This window comes from Pararhizobium qamdonense, from assembly GCF_029277445.1.
GTDB classification, from domain to species: Bacteria; Pseudomonadota; Alphaproteobacteria; order Rhizobiales; family Rhizobiaceae; genus Pararhizobium; species Pararhizobium qamdonense.
This window is the reverse complement of the sequence record NZ_CP119566.1, coordinates 327698-352728: the sequence shown is the minus strand read 5'-3', so window position 1 is coordinate 352728 and position 25031 is coordinate 327698. Positions and strand designations below refer to the sequence as shown.

Here is a 25031-nt window from a genome sequence, read left to right as displayed (position 1 = left end):
GCATAAGGTGGCGGTATGACCGAGATCAAATCGCACGAATTCGAGCAGTTCCTGCAGCGCCCGCTGCGGGACAACCGCATCTATCTGATCTACGGCCCAGATCGTGGACTGGTGTCCGAACGCGCCGCCCAGATTGCCGGGAAAACCGGCGTTGCGCTTGACGATCCTTTTTCCCTGATCCGGCTCGATGGCACCGATCTCCAGCAGAGTCCGGGACGTCTGCTCGACGAAGTTAACACGATCGGTCTCTTCGGCGGCGAGAAGCTCGTCTGGATACGGGCTGCGGGCACCGAGAAAACTTTGATAGAGGGGCTCAACCTCCTATCGCAACAGCCACCGGATGCCAGCTATGTCATCATCGAAGCCGGTGATCTCAAGAAGGGGACCGGCATCCGCAAGATCGGTGAAAATAGCCGGTCGGTCGTCTCGATTGCCTGCTATAGCGACGATGCCCGGGCGGTGAACGCGCTGATCGACCAGGAACTCGGACTGGAAGGTCTGCGCATTTCCCCCGCTGCACGCGAACGGCTGAACGAGGCGCTCGGCGGCGACAGGATCGCCTCGCGCAACGAGATCCGCAAGCTGGCGCTCTATTGCCGCGGCATGGGCTCGATTGAGGAAGAGCATGTTCTCGACATTGTCGGCGACGCCAGCGCGGTGTCCGTCGATGACGCAATCGATGCGGTCCTCAAAGGCGACGCCGACGGGTTGCAGCATGCTATCCGAAAGATCGTGGCGTCGAAGACCGCTATCTTCCTGGTGCTACAGGCCTGCCTGAAACAGTTCCAGTTGCTGGATTTGATGCGGTCCGAGATGGACGACAAGCGGCAGCAACCCACACAGGTCGTCGCCACACTTGGACGGCATCTGCATTTCCGCCGCAAGCCCCTGATTGAAGGCGCCTTGAAAACCTGGACACTTCCGGCCATCCGGCGGGAACTTGCGCGCTTGCAAGCGGCAATTCTCCAAAGTCGCACACGGCAAAGCCTTGAAGACAGCATCGCCATGCAGACATTGCTGGCGATCACCTTACAATCGGCGCGTAGATAAACCTATCTTATTGATATTATTTTACTTTTATTTTGTTTCGAGACCGAATCGGTTTTAACGGCGCTCAAGCAGCCGGCAGATTTCTTCGAGTTGATCGAGCGTCTTGTACGAAATTCGCAGCTGTCCGCCAGATGCCTTGTGATTGACGGTGACATCAAGTCCAAGGCTGTCGGACAGCGTCCGCTCCAGCGCCAGCGTATCCGCATCCTTTTCCTCCTTGGGGGAGGGCTTGCCGTAGTTCGGATCATTCTGGGCGCGAATATCGTTCTGCGCCAATCGCTCGGTATCACGCACCGAAAGGCCCTTGGCGATGATCGATCGCGCTAGCAAAACTGGATCAGAGGTGGGGATCAACGCACGGGCATGACCAGCCGACAGGGTGCCGGACGAAAGCATGTCCCGCACCGGCTCCGGCAGCTTCAAAAGCCTAAGGCTGTTCGCGACATGGCTGCGGCTTTTACCAATAATTTCGCCAAGATCATTTTGGGTATAGCCGTGTTCCGCAATCAGCTGATCGTAACCCAAAGCTTCTTCCAGCGGGTTGAGGTCTGACCGCTGAACGTTTTCCACGATTGCGATTTCGAGAGCTGTACGATCGTCGACATCGCGAACAATAACCGGGATATCGGTAAATCCAGCCAGTTGCGCGGCACGCCAGCGGCGTTCACCAGCGATGATTTCATATCGTTCATCGGCGATCGTGCGAACGACGACGGGCTGGACAATGCCGTGCTGGCGGATCGAACTCGCCAAGTCCTGCAATTCCGCCTCATCAAACGTCCGCCGCGGGTTGCGCGGATTACGGGCGACAAATTCGATCGGAATACGCCGGTCCGCATTAACGGGCGCAACAGGGCTACTGGCCTGCAACGGTTGATCCATTTCGCCGATCAGAGCTGCCAGACCGCGTCCAAGTCTCCGTCTCGAATTGTCGTCATTCATCGCTGTACTCACACTTATCGTTACGATGTCGAATCGATTGCTTAGGCGGCCTTCCGCAGGCGTTCGCGCTGTATCACTTCGGATGCCAGTTGCAGATAGGCTTGGCTGCCGGCGCATTTCAAATCATACAGGATGGCGGGCTTACCATAGGATGGTGCTTCTGAAACGCGAACATTACGCGGGATCAGCGTATGGTAGACCTTCTCGCCCAGATGGGTCCGCACGTCATTGACGACCTGTTGCGCCAAATTGTTGCGCGAGTCGAACATGGTAAGAACGATGCCTTGGATGTCAAGGGTTGGGTTGACCGAGCGCCGGACTTGATCGACAGTTTCCAGCAACTGGCTTAAGCCTTCGAGAGCAAAGAACTCGCATTGCAAAGGGACGAGAACCGAGTGCGCAGCAGCCATGGCGTTCATTGTCAAAAGATTGAACGATGGCGGGCAATCAACCAGGACGTAGGAATAAGCAAGCGCTTCGGGTGAGGCAAGTGCCTTCCGCAGGCGAAATACGCGGTCACTGGCTGCCGAAATTTCCATCTCGACACCAAGCAGATCCATGGTTGACGGCACGATGGAAAGATTAGGAACAACTGTGTCCTGAACGATATCAGCAATATTGTGCGAACCGATCATCAACTCGTAGGAGGAAAGCTTGCGATCACGGCGCTGAATGCCAAGGCCGGTACTTGCATTGCCCTGGGGATCCAGATCAACGATCAGGACTTTCTCGCCGATCGCGGCCAATGCGGTTGCCAAGTTGATGGCTGTCGTGGTTTTCCCCACTCCGCCCTTCTGGTTGGCAATAGTGATGATCCTATTTTTCTCGCCTATCATACCGCATTCCGCCACTATTAAATTTTCCGCGAAAGATTTGCGATTTCGAGAACCACAGAGTCCGGCTCGACGACGCTTGCATGTTTTACCAGATCAAACTGAAAGCGGCTAACGGCTTTGTCGATTTCCTGCTGATAATCCCGGCCTTTATGGAAAAATGCCTTTGCTTTGATGTCTCCAGTCATCCAAGGGGCGCAATAAACGAGGAGCTGGCTCAAATCAGCCAGTGCTCTTGCGGAAATAGCGTCGCATTGCGGAATAACGGTTGCGGCGTCTTCGATTCGAATTGGATGCACGGAACCCCTCGCACCGGTCTCAGCCAATGCAACGCGGAGAAAAGCCGCCTTCTTGCTGTTGCTCTCGACCAGATGGACCCATCCATCATCGAGTTCCGCTAGGAAAATTGCAGTGATAATGCCAGGAAAGCCACCACCACTACCAAGATCGACCCAACGTTTCGAGCCTGGTGACAGTTGAAAAATTTGCGCACTATCAGCAATATGACGCTGCCATAGGTTCCCAAGCGTGGAAGGAGCAACGAGGTTGATCGATTTCGCCCATTTCAGAAAAAGACTGGCGAAATGTTCGAGTCTCTCCGACGTTTCACGTGAAACACGCAATCCGTTTAGCTCACGGGGTGGACTCGCAATCATTGAATCACCTGCTTGATATGCTCTGTCTGGCTGTGGTTACCCTTACGCATATGCGCTAGGATCAGTGATATCGCAGATGGGGTAATACCATCTATCTTCATGGCTTGCGCCAGATTGCGCGGTTTAGCCACGCGTAGTTTGTGCTTTAACTCGTTCGAAAGCCCGGACAAGACCTGGAAGTCGAAATCCTCAGGGATCACACGGCTTTCTTCGTTCCGGACGTTAGCAATATCGGAAGCCTGACGATCCATATAGACAGCATAGGTGGCATCTATCTCGAGTGCCTCGGCAAGCTTTTTATCGATCTCGTTCAGTTCCGGCCAAACGGCGCTCAGAGACTGTATCGAGTGATCAGCGTAGGATAGCAGCTCGAAGGCAGACCGGCGTTGACCATCCAAATTTAGCTTCAGACCATGCGTTCGGCCTTCCGTCGGCGTGATTGTTAGAGACTTCAACAACTGACGCTTTCCCTCGAGTTCATCAACCCAAGAACTGAACTTTGTGGCGCGTTCAGCAGAAACACACCCAAGCACCATTGCCTCCGGCGTTAGCCGGACATCGGCATTATCCGCTCGTAACGACAGCCGGTACTCGGCCCGAGACGTAAACATCCGGTAGGGTTCTGCCACGCCGCGCGACGTCAAATCGTCGATCATCACGCCTATATAGGAATTTGTACGGCTGAAGACATGCGGTGTGCTTCCCGCGCAAAGGAGGGCTGCATTCAAGCCAGCCACCAAACCTTGAGCGCCCGCTTCCTCATAGCCGGTCGTGCCATTAATTTGACCCGCGAGAAACAGACCAGGGATTTTCCGCACTTCCAGAGAAAGGGAAAGTTCGCGCGGATCGACATGGTCATATTCAATTGCGTATCCAGGCTGAAGGATGGTTACGTGTTCCAGCCCTGGGATCGTTTGAATGAAGGCCCGCTGAACGTCCTCGGGTAGTGAGGTCGAAATTCCATTGGGATACACTGTATCGTCGTCGAGACCTTCCGGCTCCAGAAAAATTTGATGACCATCCCGTTCGCCAAACTTGACAATCTTGTCCTCGATCGACGGACAATAACGCGGCCCAACGCCTTCGATCTGGCCGGAATACATGGCCGACTTCATCAGATTATCTGAGATAATTTTATGTGTCGCATCCGTTGTGCGCGTCACGCCACATTCGATTTGACGGTTTGTGATGCTTTCGGTCATAAATGAAAATGGCACCGGCTCCTCATCGGCACCCTGGCGGCCCACGGATTGCCAATCGATCGTCTTACCGTCAAGACGGGCCGGCGTTCCTGTCTTCAGGCGGGCGAGAGACAAGCCAAACCGCTCGAGCGTATCGGACAATCCAAGGGAAGGACTTTCTCCGACGCGTCCGGCTGGAATCTTGCGGTTTCCAATATGGATAAGACCTCTCAGAAAGGTCCCTGTCGTTAGAACCGCGGCACCACAGGATATGATGCGGCCATCAGCAAGAATGATTCCAGTCACCCGAACGCCATCGAGCCGCAGATCAAAGGCGTCACCTTCGATCACATCCAGGTTATCAATGGCGTCAATTTCAGACTGCATCGCCTGGCGATAAAGCTTGCGATCCGCCTGAGTGCGCGGGCCCCGTACGGCCGGACCCTTTCGGCGGTTGAGCAGACGGAACTGAATGCCAGCCGCGTCGGCGACGCGGCCCATTAACCCATCCATCGCGTCGATCTCGCGCACGAGATGGCCTTTCCCCAAGCCCCCAATAGCAGGATTGCAGGACATAACGCCAATCGTATCGCGCTTATGCGTTACCAGCGCAGTCTTGGCACCCATTCGCGCTGCAGCGCTTGCGGCCTCGCAACCGGCATGGCCACCGCCGATAACAACCACATCATAATCAAACATTTAAACCGTCTCCATCACGGTGTTACGGCGGCGAATCGTTTCACGTGAAACACTTTTTAAGACTCGCAAGCGTTGTAAACCGGCATTTCATTTTCCGATGCAAAATTCGGAAAAGATGACACCAAGTAAATCCTCGACATCCACCCGACCCGTAATACGTCCTAGGGAATCGCCAGCTTGCCGCAAATATTCAGCCTGAATATCAAGCCCGCGATTTGATTGTGCCAAGCTCATATCGATAGCAGCGAGAGTTTGTTGAAGGCAACTCATATGCCGCTTGCGTGTCGGTAAAGATAGGGCATTTTGACCGGACAAGTCCGGCAGATGATCCGCCAGTATATCCAATAGTCGGTCGATGCCCTCGCTTGTCTGCGTAGAAATCAGCACATCGACGGTGGCCTTATCCCATAAAAGTCTCGAGCGATCAATCTTGGTGCCGACCCGAATAATGGGTTTCTCTGCCAATTGCGACACTCCAAGGGAAACGAAGCCATCCGGTGTATCTGCCAAAAGAAGAACAATGTCGGCCTGATCGATGGTAAGACGGGCGCGGCGTATCCCCTCCTGTTCAACCTTGTCATCTGTGTTCCGAAGACCAGCCGTATCAAACAATTGAACGCGGAATCCGGCTAAGGATAAATCGATCGAAAGAATGTCACGCGTCGTCCCCGCGATATCGGTAACGATGGCGATATCGCGTTGTGCCAAATGGTTGAGCAGGCTGGATTTTCCAGCGTTGGGTTCGCCGGCAATAACGATCTTCAAGCCATCCCGGATGATCTCGGCAATACCCGCGCCATCGAGATGGTCTGAAATTTCCCCCTTTAACGCCCGCATATCCGCCCAAATTTTCTCGGCAACGGAGCCTGGGACATCGTCCTCGTCAGCGAAATCCAGTTCCGCCTCGATCATTGCACGGGCATGGGTCAGCCTGCGCGCCCACCCATCGTAGATTTTGGAGAGATGCCCGCTGGAATGTTCTTGCGCCAGGCGCCGCTGCATCTCTGTTTCGGCGGAGATCAAATCCACGAGACCTTCGATCTCGACAAGATCGAGTTTGCCATTTTGAAACGCACGCCGCGAGAATTCTCCGGCTTCCGCATGCCGCAAACCTGGAATGACGTCCAGCTCAGCCAGAATGGCATTGACGACCGCGCGGCCACCATGAACCTGAAGCTCAGCACAATCTTCGCCAGTGAAAGATGCAGGCGCGTTGAAGTAAAGTACAAGTCCTTGATCCAGAACATCACCGTTTCGATTGCGAATCGATCGAAGCTTCGCCTGCCGTGGTAAGGGAAGGGAGCCACACAGTTTCAACAACACCTCTGACGTGAAAGGGCCGCTGACACGAATGACGGCAACGCCCGCCGGCAAGGCGCCGGAAGACAATGCGTAGATTGTGTCAGACATGTACTGCTGCGATTGCGTCAATGTAAGTCCTTTATTGCCGTCTTTATATGGCGTGAAAATCCGGAACAGGAATCCGGCTATATAATTTCTGCCAAAAACACAAAAGCCCAGGATAAACCTGGGCTCTGCGAAAAACTATGGCGATCGATCAGGTGTTCATCGAATCGAAAAAGTCGCCGTTGGTTTTGGTCTGCTTCAACTTGTCGATCAGGAACTCGATCGCATCGGTCGTTCCCATCGGAGCGAGGATACGGCGCAGAACAAAGATTTTCTGCAGATCCTGACGCGGAACCAGAAGGTCTTCCTTACGCGTGCCGGACTTGAGGATATCCATCGACGGGAAGATACGCTTGTCGGCGACCTTGCGGTCCAGCACGATTTCGGAGTTGCCGGTGCCCTTGAACTCTTCGAAGATGACTTCGTCCATGCGGCTGCCGGTATCGATCAGGGCCGTCGCGATGATGGTCAGCGAACCACCCTCTTCGATGTTACGGGCGGCACCGAAGAAGCGCTTCGGGCGCTGCAGGGCGTTGGCATCGACACCGCCGGTCAGGACTTTACCGGATGACGGAACGACGGTGTTATAGGCGCGGCCAAGACGGGTGATCGAATCCAGCAGGATGACAACGTCGCGGCCATGTTCGACCAAGCGCTTGGCCTTTTCGATGACCATTTCGGCGACCTGCACGTGGCGTGTCGCGGGTTCGTCGAATGTGGAGGAAACCACTTCGCCTTTCACCGAACGCTGCATGTCGGTGACTTCTTCCGGCCGCTCGTCGATCAGAAGCACGATGAGGTAGCATTCCGGATGGTTGGCGGTGATCGAATGCGCGATATTCTGCAGCAAAACGGTTTTACCCGTGCGCGGCGGTGCGACGATCAGGCCGCGCTGGCCTTTGCCAAGCGGGGCGATCAGATCAATAACGCGGGCGGACAGGTCCTTGGAGGTCGGAACTTCGAGTTCCATCTTGAAACGCTCGTTTGGATAGAGCGGCGTCAGATTGTCGAAATGGACCTTGTGGCGAATCTTTTCGGGATCCTCGAAATTGATCGTATTGACCTTGAGCAAAGCGAAATAACGTTCACCTTCCTTCGGACCACGGATCGGGCCTTCGACGGTATCGCCGGTTTTCAGCGAGAAGCGCCGGATCTGCGAGGGAGAAATATAGATGTCGTCCGGCCCCGGCAGGTAATTGGCATTGGCCGAGCGCAGGAAGCCAAAGCCGTCCTGCAGCACTTCGACAACGCCTTCGCCGATGATCTCGACGTCCTGGCTTGCCAGCATTTTCAGGATCGCAAACATCAGTTCCTGCTTGCGCATGACACTGGCGTTTTCGACCTCGACCGACTCGGCAAACGCCAGGAGATCGGTAGCAGTTTTGTTTTTAAGTTCTTGTAGCTTCATTTCAGCCATGAAGGGGACCACACTTGGAATTCGAAGAGGAAAGTCGGCGTGCTTGATGTAAGGAGAGCTGCAGCGGAAGGGGCAGGCTCGTAACGTTTACACATGCCACGAAAGAGGAGATGGCGGGAAAATAGCGATTCACGCGATGCGCCGCAAGGGGTTTACGGTAATTACCGGAAGTTTCCTTTTTCAACGTCCCCCTTAAACGTCCATGGCTCAAAAAGGTTTCACCACCGCCATGATGACGATGAGGATCATCAGAAGCGTCGGCGCTTCGTTCATCAGCCGCCAGTAACGGGCGCTCCTCGTGTTTTCATCGCGCGAAAACGCTCGGACCGCCCGGCTGAACAGCATGTGGACGCCGGTGAGGAGGACGACGAGCAAAAGTTTGACGTGCAGCCAGCCGCCCTGAAAACCATAGACGCTCCAGGCGAGATAAAGGCCGAGCACCCAGGTGATCATCATCGCCGGGTTCATGATCACCTTCAAAAGCCGCTGTTCCATCATCTTGAAGGTTTCCGACTGTTCGGAGCCGGGCGCTGCGTCGGTGTGATAGATGAACAATCGCGGCATGTAGAGCAGGGCCGCCATCCAGGACATGACCGCGATGAGATGCAGCGCCTTGATCCAGAGATAGAGATTATCTGGCTGCCAGACAAACAGGACGGCAAGCAGCGCCACGAAGAGGGCGATTGCGACAAACGCGCGGGCGCGGGCTTTTTTTCCCGGCCGGATATCTGTCTGGCGTTCGCTCATCGTGGAGTTCCGCGAACGCGAGCGACAAGCTGGGTCACATGATCGGGATTGGCCTGCGGCGTGATGCCATGGCCCAGATTGAAGATCAGCGGGCCGTTTCCGAGCTTCTGCAGGATCGCGTCGATCCCATCATCCAGCGACCGACCGCCTGCCACAACGCGCATCGGATCGAGATTGCCCTGCACCGGGCCGTCCTTTTGCAACTCGGCGGCAAACGAGAGGGGGACCGACCAGTCGAGACCGATGGCATCGGCACCGGTCGCTAGCCGGTAATCCTTCAGGAGAATTCCGGCTCCCTTGGCAAACGCGATGATTTTCGCGTCAGGCCTTCTGGCACGAACACTGTCGATCATCCGGCGCACGGGGCTGACGGCATAGCGGCGAAATTCTTCCTCGCCCAAAACGCCCGCCCAGGAATCGAAGATCTGCACGGCATCGGCGCCGGCATCGATCTGTTCGACGAGATAATCCGCAGAGACCTCAGCGAGCACCGCCAGCAGCCGATCGAAAACTTCGGGGTGCTGGTACGCAAAAAGCCGCGCCGGGGCCTGGTCAGGCGTTCCGTGCCCGGCAATCATGTAGGTAGCGACCGTCCAGGGCGCACCGCAGAAACCGAGCAATGTCGTTTCTTCCGGCAATTCCTTGCGCAAGCGGCGAACCGTTTCGATCACCGGCTGCAAATGGGCCGATACTGGGCGGACGTCGAGCTTGGCGATCTCCGACGCATCGATTGGATCCATCCTTGGTCCATGCCCTTCTTCAAAACGAACGTTGCGCTTCAGGGCATCGGGAATGACCAGGATATCGGAAAACAGGATGGCTGCGTCAAAGGCGTAACGCCGGATCGGCTGCAAGGTCACCTCTACAGCCATATCTGGCGAATAACAGAGATCGAGAAAGCTGCCGGCCTTGGTCCGGGTCTGGCGGTATTCGGGAAGATATCGACCTGCCTGCCGCATCAGCCAGATTGGGGGAGGTGAGAGCGTTTCACCCTTCAACACCTGTAGCACCTTACGGCTTTGCGCAGTCACCGGACACGTTCTCCCACTATAAAAGATATCTATATCTAAGGATTCTATTTCTTAGAGTCTGTGACTATCAAGGATTATAGCCAGTCCGACGCTTTTCCACATGCTGGCCCATTCAATAGAATCTCCTGGCTGATTTTGCCATGCGACAGATAGGAGCGGGGACAATCGTAAAAAAGAATGAGGAGTCAGGCGCTTCGTTGATCGATAGAGTTCAGTGAGGGATGTGGACTGCTTGTGGATAACGTCAAGGCTTCAATGACGCATGAGTCTTTTCCACATGCACCTGGAATCCCGCTCCCCGGAATCGCGATTGTGCATAACTCGCAGGTTTTCCCCTTGCCTTCGAACCCCGCCGGTCCTTAGCTGTCGCTGTCCCGGTTTATCAACAGCCCTCGGAGAATAGCGTGGAGAACCAGAAAAACTATTTCCACCTGCATCTGATCTCCGATTCGACCGGCGAGACGCTGATCGCGGCGGGCAGGGCGGCCGCATCGCAATTCCAGTCGGCGCATGCGCTCGAACATGTCTATCCGCTGATCCGCAATCGCAAGCAGCTGATGCAGGTGATGGCAGCTATCGATGGCGCGCCGGGGATCGTGCTCTATACGATCGTTGATCGGGAACTCGCCGATATCATCAATGTAACCTGCAAGGAGATGGGGCTGCCCTGCGTCTCGGTGCTGGAGCCGATCATCGATCTCTTCCAGTCCTATCTCGGCGCAACATCGCGCCGGCGCTCCGGCGCGCAGCATGTGATGGACGCGGATTATTTTGCCCGTATCGACGCGCTGAATTTCACCATGGATCATGACGACGGGCAATTGCCGGCGGATTTCAACGATGCGGATGTGGTGCTCATCGGGATCAGCCGGACATCGAAAACCCCGACCAGCATCTATCTTGCCAATCGCGGCATCAAGACGGCCAATATCCCGATCGTGCCTGGCGTCGCGCTGCCCGACCGGCTGATGGAAGCGACCAAGCCGCTGGTGGTCGGTCTGATCGCAACCGCAGACCGGATTTCGCAGGTTCGGCAAAACCGCATTCTGGGCACCGCGAGCCACAGTTATCACGCGGAGGATTATGTCGATCGCGCCTCGATCACTGAGGAGCTGAAATATGCGCGCTCGATTTGCGCCCGCAACAACTGGCCGATGATCGATGTGACGCGCCGCTCGATCGAGGAAACCGCCGCCGCCATCGTTGCCCTTCGCCCCCGGCTGCGTTAGAGCGAATCCAATCAAACAGGATGGACGACAATGGCAGGTTCACTGGTCCTTGCTTCCGCAAGCTCGTTCCGGCGCATGCTTCTGGACAATGCCGGCATCGCGTTTCAGGCGCAGGCGGCAGACATCGATGAGCGGGCGATCGAGGGCGAGATCGAGCGGCAGGGCTCATCCCCGGAAGAGGTTGCGCTGGTTCTCGCCGAAGCCAAGGCCCGGAATGTCGGGCAGGCTTTTCCCGATGCCATTATCATCGGGTCGGACCAGACCATGTCCCTGGGCACGCGGGTCTATCACAAGCCGCGCGACATGAACGAAGCGCGCGATCATCTCCTGTCGCTCTCCGGCAAGGTGCACCAGTTAAACAGTGCTATCGTCCTGACACAGGGCGATGACATTCTCTGGAAACATGTGTCTTCGGCGCGTCTGTCGGTGCGCCTGCTTAGTCCCGATTTCATCGACGCGCATCTTGCCCGCGTCGGAACTAACGCCCTGTCCAGCGTCGGCGCCTATCAGCTGGAAGGCGAGGGCATCCAGCTTTTCGATGCGATAGATGGCGATTATTTCACAATCCTCGGGCTGCCCATGTTGCCGTTGCTCGAAAAACTGAGGGATCTGCGGGTGATCGATGCGTGATTCACGTGAAACATTTGTTAACCATGCCTTCGTCACCGGCTATCCGGTCAAGCATTCACGCTCGCCGCTGATCCATGGCTATTGGCTGAAACAGCTGGGTTTGCCGGGCCGCTACCGCGCCCATGCCGTCCCGCCGGAAGAGTTTCCTGATTTCATCGTTTCACTCAAAAACGGAACGTCCGGTTTCACGGGCGGTAATGTCACCATCCCCCACAAGGAGCTGGCGTTTACGCTGGCTGACCGTCCGGACGCGCTGAGCGCGGAACTTGGCGCGTCGAACACACTTTGGCTGGAAGACGGCCTAGTGCATGCGACCAACACCGACGGCTATGGCTTCACCGCCAACCTCGATGAACGGGCCTCAGGCTGGGACCAGTGTCGGACGGCGGTGATCCTCGGCGCCGGGGGCGCCAGCCGGGCGGTGATCCAGGCGGTTCGCGACCGTGGCGTCAACACCATCCATGTCGTCAATCGCACGGCTGCCCGCGCTCAGGAACTGGCCGACCGGTTTGGCGCGGCTGTTCATGCACAGCCGATGGAGGCTTTGAGCGAGGTGATGAAAGATGCCGGCCTGTTCATCAACACCACATCGCTCGGCATGGATGGCACGGCTGTCCCCGAAATCGACTTCACCACCATGGCACCCAGGAGCATTGTCACGGATATCGTCTATGTGCCGTTGAAGACGCCGATCCTGGCGCAGGCGCAAACACAAGGGCGCGCGACGGTCGATGGTCTCGGCATGCTGCTGCACCAGGCGGCTCCCGGTTTTGAAAAGTGGTTCGGCAGGCGGCCGATCGTGGATGAAGCCCTGCGCCAGATCATCATCGACGACATGGCGAGCCACACATGATCATCCTCGGCCTTACTGGATCGATCGGCATGGGAAAATCCACCACCGCCCAGATGTTTGCGGAGATGGGGGTGCCGGTCAACGATGCCGATGCCGTCGTTCATGCGCTCTACCAGAATGAAGCCGTCGCGCCGATTGAAGCGGCATTTCCAGGAACGGCAGAGGCAGGCGGCATCGACCGGGCCGAACTGTCCCGCCAGCTTGCTAAGGATCCCGCGCTGTTCAAGGTGCTGGAAGCGATCGTTCATCCTCTGGTGCGCGACAAGGAGCGGGTATTTCTCGATCATCATCGCGCCGCTGGCGCGCCACTGGTGGTGCTCGACATTCCGCTTCTTTACGAGACGAACGGCGAAGATCGCGTCGATGCGGTTGCCGTCGTCACCTGCGATCCGCAGATCCAAAGGGAGCGGGTGCTGAAAAGACCGGGGATGACGGAGGAAAAATTCGCGCTCATCGTGTCGCGTCAGGTCCCTGACCGGGAAAAACGTGCGAAAGCAGATTATATCATCGATACCGGCCACGGAGTTGATTCGGCCCGTGAACAGGTGGCGGCGATCGTTCAGCGGCTAAACAGCCAAAAGAGGCCATGATGCGCGAAATCATTTTCGATACGGAAACGACGGGTCTCGACAACAAGCTCGACCGCGTCATTGAAATCGGCGGCATCGAGCTTGATAACCACTTTCCGACGGGCCGGTCCTTCCATGTCTATATCAATCCCGGCGATCGCAAGGTGCATCCCGACGCCTTGGCGATCCATGGCATTTCCGACGAGTCCCTGAAGGACAAGCCGAACTTTGCCGGCATCGTCGAGGAGCTGCTTGCCTTCTTTGGCGATGCGCGGTGGGTGGCGCACAACGCCACCTTCGACATGGGCTTCATGAATGCCGAATTTGCCCGGCTGGGCCTGCCGGCGATCACCAATGATGTGGTTACCGATACGCTGGCGCTCGCCCGCCGCAAGCATCCGATGGGGCCAAATTCGCTCGACGCTCTCTGCCGCCGCTACGGCGTCGATAATTCCCATCGAACAAAACACGGTGCGCTGCTCGACTCCGAACTCCTGGCGGAAGTCTATATCGAGCTGATCGGCGGCCGGCAGACGGCGTTTGGCCTGCACAGCAATGACAGTCGCGGCCAGACGAACGAAACCGACGAGGTCATCGTAATTGCCGGACAACGGCCGCATCCGCTCGCACCGCGTCTGACCGGCGAAGAAGCCAATGCGCATGCGGCTCTTATTGCCAAGATGGGCGAAAAAGCCATCTGGGCGAAATACGAACTGGCCAAATGAAAAATGCCCGGTCGATGACCGGGCATTAGGCAATCGGATCACGGCGCGTGCCGGATCAGTTCGTGGTCGTCGAGACCTGCGAGCGCACTTTTTCTTCTGCCATGCGCTGCGTGAACATCTGGGCAAAATCGATCGGGTCGATCATCAGCGGCGGGAAGCCACCGTTGCGCGTCGCGTCGGAAACGATCTGGCGGGCAAACGGGAAGAGCAGGCGTGGGCACTCGATGAAGAGCAGCGGCAGCATGTGTTCCTGCGGGAAACCGGTGACGCGGAAAACGCCGCCATAGGACAGCTCGACATTGAACAGCATCTTGTCGCCGTCCTTGGCTTCAGCGTTCAGCGTCAGGATGACGTCGAATTCCGCGTCCGACAACGGATTGGCGTTGACGTTGACATTGATGTTGATCGCCGGAGCCTTTTCGCGCGCCTGAAGCGAACGCGGCGCACCCGGGTTTTCAAAGGAAAGGTCCTTGATGTACTGGGCCAGGATATTCACGGACGGGCTCTCGGTCGCGCCGTTTGTCGGGGATGCGGTATCGGTCATAAGGCCATTTCCTTCGGACATGAAATTTGGTGAGGCATCTAGCATTTCGCACCGGGGCTTACAACCCGTTGCCCCGGTTCAGGCGCTATCGTTCACTTGAGGCGGTCGCGCTCGTTCGGATCGGTGCGGCCGCGGCCATCGGTGCGCGAATAGTCATCGTCGTCGAGATCGATCACCCGGGGGCCAGCGCGGCGTGGACCGTTAGGGTCCGGTTCCGGTCTGCGGGAAAATCCGCGCCCGGTCCCCATGCCGGTTGTCACGATCGTCAGGCGGTTCTTGACGAAGGACCAGCCGAAATCCCGGACTGCGGGAATGAAGAGCAACAGCCCGGCGATGTCGCTGATGAAACCTGGAATGATCAGCAGGAAGGCGGCGATCACGATCATGACGCCATGCACAAGCTGGCGGCCGGGATCGGTGCCGGTCTGCGAAGCCTCCTGGATTTTTCTCAAAACACCAAAGCCTTGGATACGCAGCAGAACCGCACCGGCGATAGCGCTACCCAGCACGAGGAGAAGCGTGATGCCGACACCGACCTCGCGGCCGACGATGATGAAGGTTGCGATCTCCGCGATCGGCATCAACAGGAAAACGAAGGGGATGATCAGGGAGCGCATTGTTATCTACTCAGGTGAAAGTGATCGAGCCGAACCGCACCGGCAATTGCAAAGAAGTGATATAGCCATTTGAATGATCGTGCCATGCAGACTATATGGGATGATCGCACGGCATATTAACAGCGGTTCTGGGTGGAAATGGGCTCTTTCGACTTCATCACATTGTTTTTCTTGGTCGCTGCGGTGATCATCTTCCTGCAACTGCGCAGCGTTCTGGGCAAGCGGACCGGCAACGAACGTCCGCCGGTCGATCCCTATTCGCCCCGCGAAGCGGCCGAAGGGCCCGAAGCATCCGGCAAAGTGGTGCAATTGCCCCGCCGCGATGGGGCAGGCGAGGAGATTTCGCGCTATGCCGGGATCGACGCCTTCACCAAGGCCGGCACGCCGCTTAACGACGCGCTGCGCCGGATGAATGACGCTGATCCGGCCTTCGATCCGAAGGAATTCGTTAATGGCGCCAAGATGGCCTATGAGATGATCGTCATGGCGTTCGCCGATGGCGACCGCAAGACGCTCAAGGGTCTGTTGTCCCGTGACGTCTATGATGGTTTCGATGCGGCTATTTCCGAACGCGAAAGCAAGGGCGAAATCGTCAAGTCCACCTTTGTCGGCATCGAAAAGGCCGACATGGTGCATGCCGAGATCAAGGACAGCGAGGCCAATATCACACTGCGCATCGTCAGCCAGCTGATTTCGGCGACCTATGACAAGGCCGGTGCGATCGTCGATGGCGATGCCGAAGCGGTGTCCGAGGTCAACGATCTCTGGACCTTCTCGCGCGACACCCGCTCGCGCGATCCGAATTGGAAGCTGATCGCGACGGAATCCGAAAACTGATCGGAATATAGATACGGGACTGGCGGCGATGGATTTCGATTTGCAACGGGTCGACTTTTCCGACCTTCCCGGTTGGCAATCCGATGATCCATCACCGCTTCTGCCGGCGCTTGAGCGCTGTCGCCGGCAGGTCACCACCGTCAAACCGCACAAGACGGCGTCGCTCGGCATTTCCACCGCTGATCTAATGCCGGCCTATGATGCGGCCAGGCACGCCCGTCCGCAGGATGCAGGCGAGGCCCGCGCTTTCTTCGAAGCGCAGTTCGTGGCCTTCAAGATCGTCAGCCACGACGGCAAACCCGGTTTCGTCACCGCCTTCTTCGAACCCGAAGTGCTGGTCAGCGCAACCATGGACGATACCTTCCGTTTTCCCTTCTATCGCCGCCCGGATGATCTCGTCGATATCGATGACGGCAACCGTCCCGAAGGCATGGATCCCTATTTTGCCTTTGGCCGGCTAAAGGATGGTCAGGTCAGCGAATATCCGGATCGCAAAGCGATCGAGCAGGGATATCTGGCCGGGCAGGGGCTGGAGATCGCCTATGCCAAATCAAAGACCGATGTGTTCTTCGCCCATGTTCAGGGGGCTGCCCGGCTGGTCTATCCCGATGGATCGATGAAGCGGGTGACCTATGCGGCCAAGACCGGCCATTATTTCTCCGCCACCGGCAAGCTGCTCATCGCGCGCGGCAAGATCGACGCCGCAACGGTATCGATGCAGACGATCAAGCAATGGCTGGACGATCATCCGGATGAGGCGGACGAGGTGCTGTGGCACAACCGGTCCTTCATTTTCTTCCGTGAGGCAGACGTCGGCGATACGGCGCTCGGGCCCGTTGCCGCCGCGAAAGTGGCGCTGGAACCCGGCCGCTCGCTTGCCGTCGATCGCCTGATCCATACGTTCGGCGTTCCTTTTTTCATCGCGAGCGACAGCCTGACGTCGATCGACGGCGGCCGTCCGTTCCGCAGGCTGATGCTGGCGCTCGATACGGGCTCGGCGATCGTCGGCCCGGCTCGCGGCGATCTCTTTACTGGCTCCGGCGACGAGGCTGGCCGGCTGGCCGGTGCGGTGCGCAATGAAGCCGACTTTTTCATTTTCATCCCGAAAGCCGCTGCGGCAAGATACGGCCATGGCTAAGGGAAAGATACTCACCAGCGAAGACCGCATCCTTTGGGGCAAGGTCGCCCGCACCACCCGTCCGCTGCCCGGACGCATGGACGAGCTTGAAGAATTCGAGGAGCCGAAACCTAAGCCCGCGCCGGAAAAACCACCGATCCCGGTAATGAAGGAGGGCCGGTCGCTGACCGAGGCTTTTGGGGCCGCTCCGGCAGACGTGCCAAAAAAGACGGCCAGGATGCATCATCCGTTGGAAAAGCCGGTCAAGCGCAAGCTCGCCAAGGGCCATCTGGCCATTGAAGCCCGGATCGATCTGCATGGCATGATCCAGAGCGAGGCGCATGGGTTGCTTTTGCATTTCCTGGTGCGGGCCTATGATCGCGGACTGCGGCATGTTCTCGTGATTACCGGCAAGGGCACATCGCTCGGCAGCGACGGCGCGCTCAAGCGGGCGGTACCGATGTGGTTTTCGCTACCGGAATTCCGGATGCTGATCTCGTCTTATGAACCGGCCGCTCGCAACCATGGCGGCGATGGCGCGCTCTATGTCCGGCTGTCGCGCCCCAGAGGCATGGCCCCATGACCCCGTTCGGTGATGCGGTTCGCCTGTTGCGGCAGAAGAAGGGCGTATCGCAAAAACAGATGGCTGCGGCGATCGGCGTATCGCCCGCCTATCTCTCGGCGCTCGAACACGGCAAGCGCGGCGCGCCGAGCTTTGAATTCCTGCAAAGGGTCGCCGGTTATTTCAACGTCATCTGGGACGATGCGGACGAACTGTTCGGGATCGCGGCCCTATCCGACCCGAAAGTGGTGCTGAATACGTCTGGCCTGCCAGCGGCGCATACGGCGTTTGCCAACCGGCTTGCGGGCCGTATCCGCACCTTATCCGGTGAAACCATCCGTATCCTGGAAGATGTTTTGGAAAAAGCCCGCTTTCCTGATAAGGAACACTGATGATCCCCTGATTTCTGCCGCTTTCCGGCTGCACGGGATTTGGAACTATGGACAAAATCCCTATATTCGGGGAGCGCCATCGAGGGGTGATTCGCACGGAATCCCAATCCCGAAGACATGGCATCGAAACCTGGAAAGACTTATAGCCGAATGACCGATTTGCCTGAAACCGAAGCCGGCGCAAACGCCGAATATGGTGCCGATTCCATCAAGGTCCTGAAGGGTCTCGATGCCGTCCGCAAGCGGCCGGGCATGTATATCGGCGATACCGACGACGGCTCCGGCTTGCATCACATGGTCTACGAAGTCGTCGATAACGCGATCGACGAGGCGCTGGCTGGCCATGCCGATATCGTCACCGTGACGTTGAATGCCGATGGTTCGGTGACGGTCACCGACAACGGCCGCGGCATCCCGACCGATATCCATACGGGCGAGGGCATTTCGGCAGCCGAAGTGATCATGACGCAGCTGCATGCCGGCGGCAAATTCGACCAGAATTCCTACAAGGTTTCCGGCGGTCTGCATGGCGTTGGCGTCTCCGTCGTCAACGCGCTCTCGGTCAAGCTGCAGCTGAAGATCAAGCGCCAGGGCAAGATCCACGAAATCAACTTCACCCACGGCGTTGCCGATGCACCGCTGAAGGTGATCGGCGACAGCGATGGCGAGACCGGCACGGAAGTTACCTTCCTGCCGAGCACCGAAACCTTCACGATGATCGAGTTCGACTACGGAACGCTGGAGCATCGCCTGCGCGAACTCGCTTTCCTCAATTCGGGTGTTCGCATTCTCCTCACCGACAAGCGGCATTCCGATGTCCGCGAAACCGAGATGATGTATGACGGCGGCCTCGAAGCCTTCGTCGCATATCTCGACCGGGCGAAAAAGCCGCTGGTCTCCAGGCCCGTCGCCATTCGCGGCGAAAAGGACGGCATCACCGTCGAAGTGGCGATGTGGTGGAACGACAGCTACCACGAGAATGTCCTCTGCTTCACCAACAATATCCCGCAGCGCGACGGCGGCACCCATATGGCGGGTTTCCGTGGCGGCCTGACGCGCCAGATCATTTCCTATGGCGACAGCTCCGGCATCATGAAGAAGGAAAAGGTCACGCTGACAGGCGAAGACTGCCGCGAAGGCCTGACCGCTGTTCTCTCCGTCAAGGTTCCCGATCCGAAATTCTCCTCGCAGACCAAGGATAAGCTTGTCTCTTCCGAGGTTCGTCCTGTCGTTGAAAGCCTGGTCAACGAGGCGCTCAGCACCTGGCTTGAAGAACATCCGGGCGATGCCAAGATCCTCGTCGGCAAGGTGATCGAGGCGGCTGCCGCCCGCGAGGCTGCCAAGAAGGCCCGCGAACTGACCCGCCGCAAGGGCGCGCTGGATATCTCGTCGCTGCCCGGCAAGCTGGCCGACTGCTCCGAGCGCGATCCCGCCAAGTCCGAACTCTTTCTGGTGGAAGGGGATTCCGCCGGCGGTTCGGCCAAGCAAGGCCGTTCGCGCGAAAACCAGGCGATCCTGCCGCTGCGCGGCAAGATCCTCAATGTCGAGCGCGCGCGGTTCGACAAGATGCTGTCCAGCCAGGAAATCGGCACGCTGATCACGGCGCTCGGCACATCGATCGGCAAGGACGAGTTCAACCCGGACAAGCTGCGCTACCACAAGATCATCATCATGACCGATGCTGACGTCGATGGCGCCCATATTCGCACGCTGCTGTTGACCTTCTTCTTCCGCCAGATGCCAGAGCTGATCGAGCGCGGTCATCTCTATATTGCCCAGCCGCCGCTCTATAAGGTGGCGCGCGGCAAGTCGGCGCAATATCTGAAGGATGAAAAGGCGCTGGAGGAATATCTGATCTCCACGGGCCTGGAAGATGCAGCCCTTGAACTCGGTTCCGGCGAAGTCCGGGTCGGGCAGGACCTGCGCGAGGTCATCATCGATGCGCTGAGATTGCGCACCCTGGTCGAATCCCTGCATTCACGCTACAGCCGCTCGGTCGTCGAACAGGCGGCGATTGCCGGCGCTCTCAATCCGGAGCTGAACAACAACCAGGCGCAGTCGGAAGCGACCGCCGCCGAAGTGGCCAAGCGCCTGGACCTGATCGCCGAGGAAACCGAGCGCGGCTGGGTTGTTGCGGTTGCCAGCGATGGCGGCCTGAAGTTCGAGCGTATGGTGCGGGGCGTCAAGGAAGTCGCCTCGCTCGACATGGCGCTGATCGGATCACAGGACGCCCGCCATATCGATCTGATGACACCGCGGCTGAAGGAAATCTACGCTATTCCGCCGACCTTGAAGCGCAAGGACGGTGCGATCGAGATCAGCGGACCGCGCGCGCTTCTCGACGCGATCTTTGCCAGCGGCCGCAAGGGCCTGTCGATGCAGCGTTATAAGGGTCTGGGTGAAATGAATGCCGAGCAGCTCTGGGAAACGACGCTCGATCCTAACGTCCGCTCGCTGCTTCAGGTCCGCGTCCCGGATGCGACTGATGCTGATGGTCTCTTCTCGCGCCTGATGGGTGACGAGGTCGAGCCACGGCGTGATTTCATTCAGGAAAATGCGCTCAGCGTCGCCAACCTGGATATTTGAGCCAAGCGGCACCGCCGCTTCAGCGTCTTATTGCAAACCACGCCTCCCAACCGGAAGGCGTGGTTTTCTTTTGTGCTTAGCCGGCAACAAACGTGCCGTTAAAGGCAACTTCCGACAGCGGGCGGCGTGGGCTCGGCGTTTCGCGGGCCTGCAGATAGTCCGGCAATTGCGTCTTGTCGCCCAGGCGGCCAATGGCGGCAGCGGCTTCCACGCGGTAACCTTCGGGAATGCCCAGGATCTCAACGGCCTTGTCGAAATGGATGCCGGTCATGCCGTGGGCCTGAAAACCGAGCAGATGCGCCTGATGGGCGATCGATCCCCAGGCAGCGCCGGTATCGAAGCTGTGGCTGTAGGACAGGGCTTCTTCTGTAGCGCCCGGTGCGGCGAAATGGGTCTTGGAGATCAGGATCACCAATGCCGAGGCTGATTTTGCCCAGCTCTGGTTGAAATCGTTGAGGATCGGGAAAATCCTGTCCCATTGCTCGGTGCCGCGCAATGCGTAGACGAAGCGCCACGGTTGCGAATTATAAGCCGACGGAGCCCAGCGGCCGGCTTCCAGAATGGTCAAAAGCTCGGTTTCGGAGATGGTCTCGCCGGTAAAGGCGCGCGGCGACCAGCGATTGAGAAAGCTGGGCTCGATCGGGTAGTCTGCCTGGCGGTAGTTGCTGGTGGTTGTCATGAGTATATTCCTATCTTGGGAGGACAGTTTTTAAAGCGGACATGGTCCGCATATAGTGATTGCAGCCTTGGGTCATAGGTCCTGTTTTGGAGATGCACCGTTTCCAATTTGACGACAAAGGTGGCCGACTGGTTTCACTGTCCGTAAGCGCACTAAAAGAGACGGCAAAAACGCGCATGAGGGTTATTGTCGAACGCCGGAAAAAAGTTGTATAAGTTCTGTAGATTTTCTTTAAAAGGGATTTGCCGCTGATGACCGTGACCTTGAAAGACCCTTCGCTGTTTCGCCAGGCCGCGCTCGTCGGCGAAAACTGGATCGAAGCCGCCCCTGACAATGCCATCGAGGTAAACAATCCGGCGACCGGCGAGATCATCGGCCGCGTTCCGAAACTCGGCGCTGCGGAAACAAGGGCGGCGATCGAGGCGGCACGCATCGCGCAAAAGGGCTGGGCTGCGAGAACAGCCAAGGAACGCTGCGGCATCCTTCGCAAATGGTACGACCTGATGATCGAAAACAAGGACGATCTCGGCCGCATCCTGACGCTCGAGCAGGGAAAGCCATTGGCGGAAGCGACGGGTGAAATCGTTTATGGCGCCAGCTTCATCGAATGGTTTGCCGAAGAAGGACGCCGCATTTATGGCGACATGATCCCCGGTCATCAGCCGGATAAGCGTATCATGGTGATGAAGCAGCCGATCGGCGTCGTGGCTGCGATCACACCGTGGAATTTCCCCAATGCGATGATTACCCGCAAGGCCGGTCCCGCTTTTGCCGCCGGGTGCGCCATGGTCTTGAAGCCGGCGTCGCAGACGCCGTTTTCGGCCATCGCGATTGCGGTTCTGGCCGAGCGTGCCGGAATTCCAAAGGGTCTTTTCAGCGTGATCACCGGTTCGGCTGCAGCCATTGGCGGCGAGATGACCTCCAACCCGACCGTGCGCAAGCTCACCTTCACCGGTTCGACCGAAATCGGCACCGAGCTCTATAAGCAGAGCGCGCCGACCATCAAGAAGCTCGGGCTTGAGCTTGGCGGCAATGCGCCGTTCATCGTTTTCGATGATGCGGATCTCGATGCGGCCGTCGAAGGTGCGCTGATCGCCAAATACCGCAACAACGGCCAGACCTGCGTCTGCGCCAACCGTATCTATGTTCAGGATGGCGTTTACGATGCCTTTGCTGAAAAGTTGGCAACGGCAGTCGGCAAGCTCAAAACCGGCAATGGCTTCGATGAAGGCGTGATCCTGGGGCCGCTGATCGACAAGGCAGCCTTGAATAAGGTCGAGGAACACATTGCCGATGCGTTGAAAAAGGGTGCGCGCATCCTACAGGGCGGCAAGCCGCATGCGCTTGGCGGCACGTTCTTCGAGGCTACCGTCCTGACCGACGTCACCAAGGAGATGGCGGTTGCGCGCGAAGAAACCTTCGGGCCGCTCGCGCCGCTGTTCCGCTTCAAGAGCGAAGCCGACGTGATCGAGCAGGCCAACGACACGGAATTCGGCTTGGCCTCCTATTTCTATGCCAAGGATCTGTCGCGCGTCTTCCGGGTCGCCGAAGCGCTCGAATATGGCATGGTCGGCGTGAACACAGGCCTGATCTCGACCGCTGAAGCGCCGTTCGGCGGCGTCAAGCTGTCCGGACTTGGCCGCGAGGGTTCGAGATACGGCATCGAGGAATTCACCGAGATCAAATATGTTTGCCTTGGCGGCATTTCCTGATGTACCCATCGGGACCTGATCTGCCAGTCAGGTCTTGAAGAAAACCGGCCGGATAGCTCTGGCCGGTTTTTTTATTTGGCGGTAGAAAGCGAAGACAGCAGGAGACAGCCATGCCCGCCCCCAAAAATACCTTCAAAGCTGCACTTCGCGAGGATCGTTTTCAGCTGGGCCTCTGGGTCGCGCTGGCCAGTCCTTATGCAGCGGAGATCGTTGCGGGCAGCGGCTATGACTGGCTTTTGATCGATGGAGAGCATGGGCCGAACGATATTCCGCTTCTCTCGGCGCAGATCCAGGCCGTCGCCCGCTCCGGCAGCCATCCGATGGTCCGGCTTCCGGTCGGCGAAACCTGGATGATCAAGCAGATTCTCGATACGGGCGCGCAGACCTTGCTGATCCCGATGGTGGAGAGCGTCGAGCAGGCAAAGGCTCTTGTACGCGCCGTCCGCTATCCGCCGCATGGCGTACGCGGCGTCGGTGCAGCCCTTGGCCGGGCATCGCAGTTCAGCCGGATCGGTGACTACCTTGAAACGGCCAATGACGAGATCTGCCTGATCGTGCAGATCGAGAGCCGTGCCGGCTTAGCTGCACTGGACGATATTGCTGCGCTTGAGGGGATCGACGGCCTGTTCGTCGGCCCGTCTGATCTCGCAGCCGACATGGGATATCTCGGACAGCCAGGCCATCCCGAGGTGACGGCAGCGATCAAGGACGCCTTCGATCGCATCGCAGAGGCGGGCAAGGCGCGGGGCATCATGACGCTCAGCCTCGACCAGGCGCATATGTACCGCGAGATGGGCGCAGACTTCATGGCAATTGGCACTGATGTGACGCTGCTGGTCAGCGCCACCACCCGGTTGCGGGAGGACTTCCTGTCCGGCGAAACAGGTAGTGCCAAGCCGGTTGCCGGCTACTGATCAGCGGCTTTCGATGATCGTGGTCAGCCTGGGCATCGCCACATTAGGGCTCCAGACCTTGAAATTTGCGAGCCTCCGGGTAATTTTCTCGGCGTGATGGTTGGCGATGTCGCTGATGCGATGGTTGAGAAACGGATTGCGGAACCGGTCGAGCGTCAGCGCGACATAGCGCCCGGCCTCCTCCCCGAGGCTCTTCGCGGCAAAGCCGGGAATGACTTCGGTTTCATAGATCTCCATCAGCGTTGCGAAGATGTCCGGGTCTTGCAGGATGGCTTTGACCGTCTCGTCCTGAGAGCGGCCGTTTTTCAGCCAGAGATCGGCGAGCACTGTATGGCCGAGATTGAGGATGTGCAGCTTCAGTTTCTCGTAAGGCGAGAGATCGTCCACTAGCAGAATGGACGGGTGCGTGCAGGGCAGTTTCAGTCCCGGCTGCGCCTCGATGGCCCAGAGGGCATAGGGTTCCGCGACGGCGCCGGCGGGCTGTAGCGGCTCGGATACGATCCGGTCCACCAGCGTATTGCCCCAGATCACTGTTGTTGTGAGCCATCCTGCGAAATCAGCGCCGGCGAACCGTTCTGACTGCAGATCAAGGATCACCTTTTTCAGGGTATCGCCGTTGCGGGCCACCAATTCACAGGGAAGAACCGTCAGCGCACCGCCGCCCGCGCGATAGCGTTCATGCAACAGGACGAGCAGCTTGCCGGGAAATGATGCGGGAATGTCCGCTGCAAGATCGTCGGGACCGATGACATAACCGGTATCGCCGGTATTGGAGATCAGCACCTCCGCTTCCATGGCCACGATCCGCTTGATCTCATCCCAATCGGCTGCCGTTGATAAAGCCCTCGCGACGCTTCTGACCTGCTGGGTGCGGTCGATTTCGGTCCCTTCCGCGAGCCCGCGAATGATGACTGGAAAACCGTCCGGCGCCGAAAGGGCCGTCAGCCGTCCCGCGCGTTCCGCGGATCCCGTAGTTTGGACGATGGTGATCTTGCCCAGCGCCTCGCCTTTTTCCAGGGCTTCGCTGACGAAGAGATCGGCATGGGCCTGGAGGAAGCGGCTGGTTCCAAACTGGACGATAGGCGTCGTGGTCATATCTTTG

General features: G+C 58.0%; 25 protein-coding genes. 13 read left to right on the top strand and 12 right to left on the bottom strand.

All coding sequences use genetic code 11. From position 1 onward, the window contains the following. Window positions 1–15: 15 nt before the first annotated feature. Window positions 16–1050 (top strand): DNA polymerase III subunit delta, encoded by a 1035-nt coding sequence (gene holA, locus PYR65_RS01760; RefSeq protein ID WP_276119653.1) that lies wholly within the window; start codon window positions 16–18, stop codon window positions 1048–1050. A 54-nt stretch (window positions 1051–1104) separates the two neighbouring features. Here the strand turns inward: holA and PYR65_RS01755 are convergent, their stop codons facing one another. The 8 genes from PYR65_RS01755 to hemE all read right to left on the bottom strand — a co-directional run bounded on the left by PYR65_RS01755 (window position 1105) and on the right by hemE (window position 9891). Further along, window positions 1105–1992 (bottom strand): ParB/RepB/Spo0J family partition protein, encoded by an 888-nt coding sequence (locus PYR65_RS01755; protein ID WP_060640285.1) that lies wholly within the window; start codon window positions 1990–1992, stop codon window positions 1105–1107. A 41-nt stretch (window positions 1993–2033) separates the two neighbouring features. Beyond that, the gene (locus PYR65_RS01750) at window positions 2034–2828 is read right to left on the bottom strand and encodes a ParA family protein (protein ID WP_060640359.1); all 795 of its coding nucleotides are present in this window, start codon (window positions 2826–2828) and stop codon (window positions 2034–2036) included. Between the two features lie 17 nt (window positions 2829–2845). Then, the gene (gene rsmG, locus PYR65_RS01745; protein WP_276119652.1) at window positions 2846–3481 is read right to left on the bottom strand and encodes a 16S rRNA (guanine(527)-N(7))-methyltransferase RsmG; all 636 of its coding nucleotides are present in this window, start codon (window positions 3479–3481) and stop codon (window positions 2846–2848) included. Then, window positions 3478–5361, bottom strand: a complete 1884-nt coding sequence (gene mnmG, locus PYR65_RS01740) for a tRNA uridine-5-carboxymethylaminomethyl(34) synthesis enzyme MnmG (protein WP_276119651.1) — start codon at window positions 5359–5361, stop codon at window positions 3478–3480. Before mnmG ends, rsmG begins: the two co-directional genes overlap by 4 nt. A gap of 87 nt (window positions 5362–5448) precedes the next feature. Further along, the gene (gene mnmE / locus PYR65_RS01735; RefSeq protein WP_276119650.1) at window positions 5449–6771 is read right to left on the bottom strand and encodes a tRNA uridine-5-carboxymethylaminomethyl(34) synthesis GTPase MnmE; all 1323 of its coding nucleotides are present in this window, start codon (window positions 6769–6771) and stop codon (window positions 5449–5451) included. 148 nt (window positions 6772–6919) lie between these two features. After that, a complete protein-coding gene (gene rho, locus PYR65_RS01730) occupies window positions 6920–8185 on the bottom strand; it encodes a transcription termination factor Rho (RefSeq protein ID WP_099050890.1) in 1266 nt (421 codons plus the stop codon). Window positions 8186–8392: 207 nt separating this feature from the next. Further along, window positions 8393–8932 carry a protoporphyrinogen oxidase HemJ gene (gene hemJ, locus PYR65_RS01725; protein ID WP_060640288.1) on the bottom strand — a complete coding sequence of 180 codons (540 nt, stop codon included), beginning with the start codon at window positions 8930–8932 and terminating at the stop codon, window positions 8393–8395. Continuing rightward, the gene (gene hemE, locus PYR65_RS01720; RefSeq protein ID WP_407951299.1) at window positions 8929–9891 is read right to left on the bottom strand and encodes a uroporphyrinogen decarboxylase; all 963 of its coding nucleotides are present in this window, start codon (window positions 9889–9891) and stop codon (window positions 8929–8931) included. The genes hemJ and hemE overlap by 4 nt, the downstream gene beginning before the upstream one ends. Window positions 9892–10367: 476 nt before the next feature. On the opposite strand from hemE, the gene PYR65_RS01715 reads away from it, so the two are divergent. Genes PYR65_RS01715 through dnaQ form a run of 5 tightly spaced genes read left to right on the top strand, consistent with a single transcriptional unit; the run spans window position 10368 to window position 13969 of the window. After that, window positions 10368–11192, top strand: a complete 825-nt coding sequence (locus PYR65_RS01715; RefSeq protein ID WP_060640290.1) for a pyruvate, water dikinase regulatory protein — start codon at window positions 10368–10370, stop codon at window positions 11190–11192. Between the two features lie 30 nt (window positions 11193–11222). Beyond that, window positions 11223–11822, top strand: coding sequence for a Maf-like protein (locus PYR65_RS01710; protein ID WP_276119648.1), 600 nt, complete (start codon window positions 11223–11225; stop codon window positions 11820–11822). Next, a complete protein-coding gene (locus tag PYR65_RS01705) occupies window positions 11815–12675 on the top strand; it encodes a shikimate dehydrogenase (protein ID WP_276119647.1) in 861 nt (286 codons plus the stop codon). The genes PYR65_RS01710 and PYR65_RS01705 overlap by 8 nt, the downstream gene beginning before the upstream one ends. Further along, window positions 12672–13265 (top strand): dephospho-CoA kinase, encoded by a 594-nt coding sequence (coaE, locus tag PYR65_RS01700; protein WP_276119645.1) that lies wholly within the window; start codon window positions 12672–12674, stop codon window positions 13263–13265. Before PYR65_RS01705 ends, coaE begins: the two co-directional genes overlap by 4 nt. Continuing rightward, the gene (gene dnaQ, locus PYR65_RS01695; RefSeq protein WP_276119644.1) at window positions 13265–13969 is read left to right on the top strand and encodes a DNA polymerase III subunit epsilon; all 705 of its coding nucleotides are present in this window, start codon (window positions 13265–13267) and stop codon (window positions 13967–13969) included. The genes coaE and dnaQ overlap by 1 nt, the downstream gene beginning before the upstream one ends. A gap of 55 nt (window positions 13970–14024) precedes the next feature. Here dnaQ and secB read toward each other — a convergent pair whose 3' ends face one another. Then, entirely contained in the window at window positions 14025–14513 is a 489-nt protein-coding gene (secB, locus tag PYR65_RS01690) for a protein-export chaperone SecB (protein WP_060640294.1), read from the bottom strand. 92 nt (window positions 14514–14605) lie between these two features. Further along, complete coding sequence (locus PYR65_RS01685) at window positions 14606–15130, bottom strand: FxsA family protein (RefSeq protein WP_276119643.1); 525 nt, start codon at window positions 15128–15130, stop codon at window positions 14606–14608. A 138-nt stretch (window positions 15131–15268) separates the two neighbouring features. Between PYR65_RS01685 and PYR65_RS01680 the strand changes: the two genes are divergently transcribed. The 5 genes from PYR65_RS01680 (at window position 15269) to gyrB (ending at window position 20624) form a co-directional block, all read left to right on the top strand. Next, window positions 15269–15967, top strand: coding sequence for a Tim44/TimA family putative adaptor protein (locus PYR65_RS01680; RefSeq protein ID WP_060640296.1), 699 nt, complete (start codon window positions 15269–15271; stop codon window positions 15965–15967). A 28-nt stretch (window positions 15968–15995) separates the two neighbouring features. Next, window positions 15996–17105 (top strand): murein transglycosylase A, encoded by a 1110-nt coding sequence (gene mltA / locus PYR65_RS01675; RefSeq protein ID WP_276119642.1) that lies wholly within the window; start codon window positions 15996–15998, stop codon window positions 17103–17105. Next, complete coding sequence (locus PYR65_RS01670) at window positions 17098–17667, top strand: Smr/MutS family protein (protein WP_276119641.1); 570 nt, start codon at window positions 17098–17100, stop codon at window positions 17665–17667. The genes mltA and PYR65_RS01670 overlap by 8 nt, the downstream gene beginning before the upstream one ends. After that, entirely contained in the window at window positions 17664–18038 is a 375-nt protein-coding gene (locus PYR65_RS01665) for a helix-turn-helix domain-containing protein (protein WP_276119640.1), read from the top strand. The genes PYR65_RS01670 and PYR65_RS01665 overlap by 4 nt, the downstream gene beginning before the upstream one ends. 150 nt (window positions 18039–18188) lie before the next feature. After that, window positions 18189–20624: a DNA topoisomerase (ATP-hydrolyzing) subunit B gene (gyrB, locus tag PYR65_RS01660; protein WP_276119639.1), complete on the top strand. Its 2436-nt coding sequence runs from the start codon at window positions 18189–18191 to the stop codon at window positions 20622–20624. A gap of 76 nt (window positions 20625–20700) precedes the next feature. On the opposite strand, the gene PYR65_RS01655 is transcribed toward gyrB, so the two are convergent. Beyond that, window positions 20701–21303 carry a nitroreductase family protein gene (locus PYR65_RS01655; protein WP_060640300.1) on the bottom strand — a complete coding sequence of 201 codons (603 nt, stop codon included), beginning with the start codon at window positions 21301–21303 and terminating at the stop codon, window positions 20701–20703. Between the two features lie 257 nt (window positions 21304–21560). Between PYR65_RS01655 and gabD the strand changes: the two genes are divergently transcribed. Together gabD and hpaI are read left to right on the top strand one after the other, a co-directional pair. Then, window positions 21561–23015 (top strand): NADP-dependent succinate-semialdehyde dehydrogenase, encoded by a 1455-nt coding sequence (gabD, locus tag PYR65_RS01650; RefSeq protein WP_276120935.1) that lies wholly within the window; start codon window positions 21561–21563, stop codon window positions 23013–23015. Between the two features lie 110 nt (window positions 23016–23125). After that, window positions 23126–23929: a 4-hydroxy-2-oxoheptanedioate aldolase gene (gene hpaI / locus PYR65_RS01645; RefSeq protein WP_276119638.1), complete on the top strand. Its 804-nt coding sequence runs from the start codon at window positions 23126–23128 to the stop codon at window positions 23927–23929. Here the strand turns inward: hpaI and PYR65_RS01640 are convergent, their stop codons facing one another. Next, window positions 23930–25024 (bottom strand): mannitol dehydrogenase family protein, encoded by a 1095-nt coding sequence (locus tag PYR65_RS01640; RefSeq protein ID WP_276119637.1) that lies wholly within the window; start codon window positions 25022–25024, stop codon window positions 23930–23932. Between the last annotated feature and the right edge of the window lie 7 nt (window positions 25025–25031).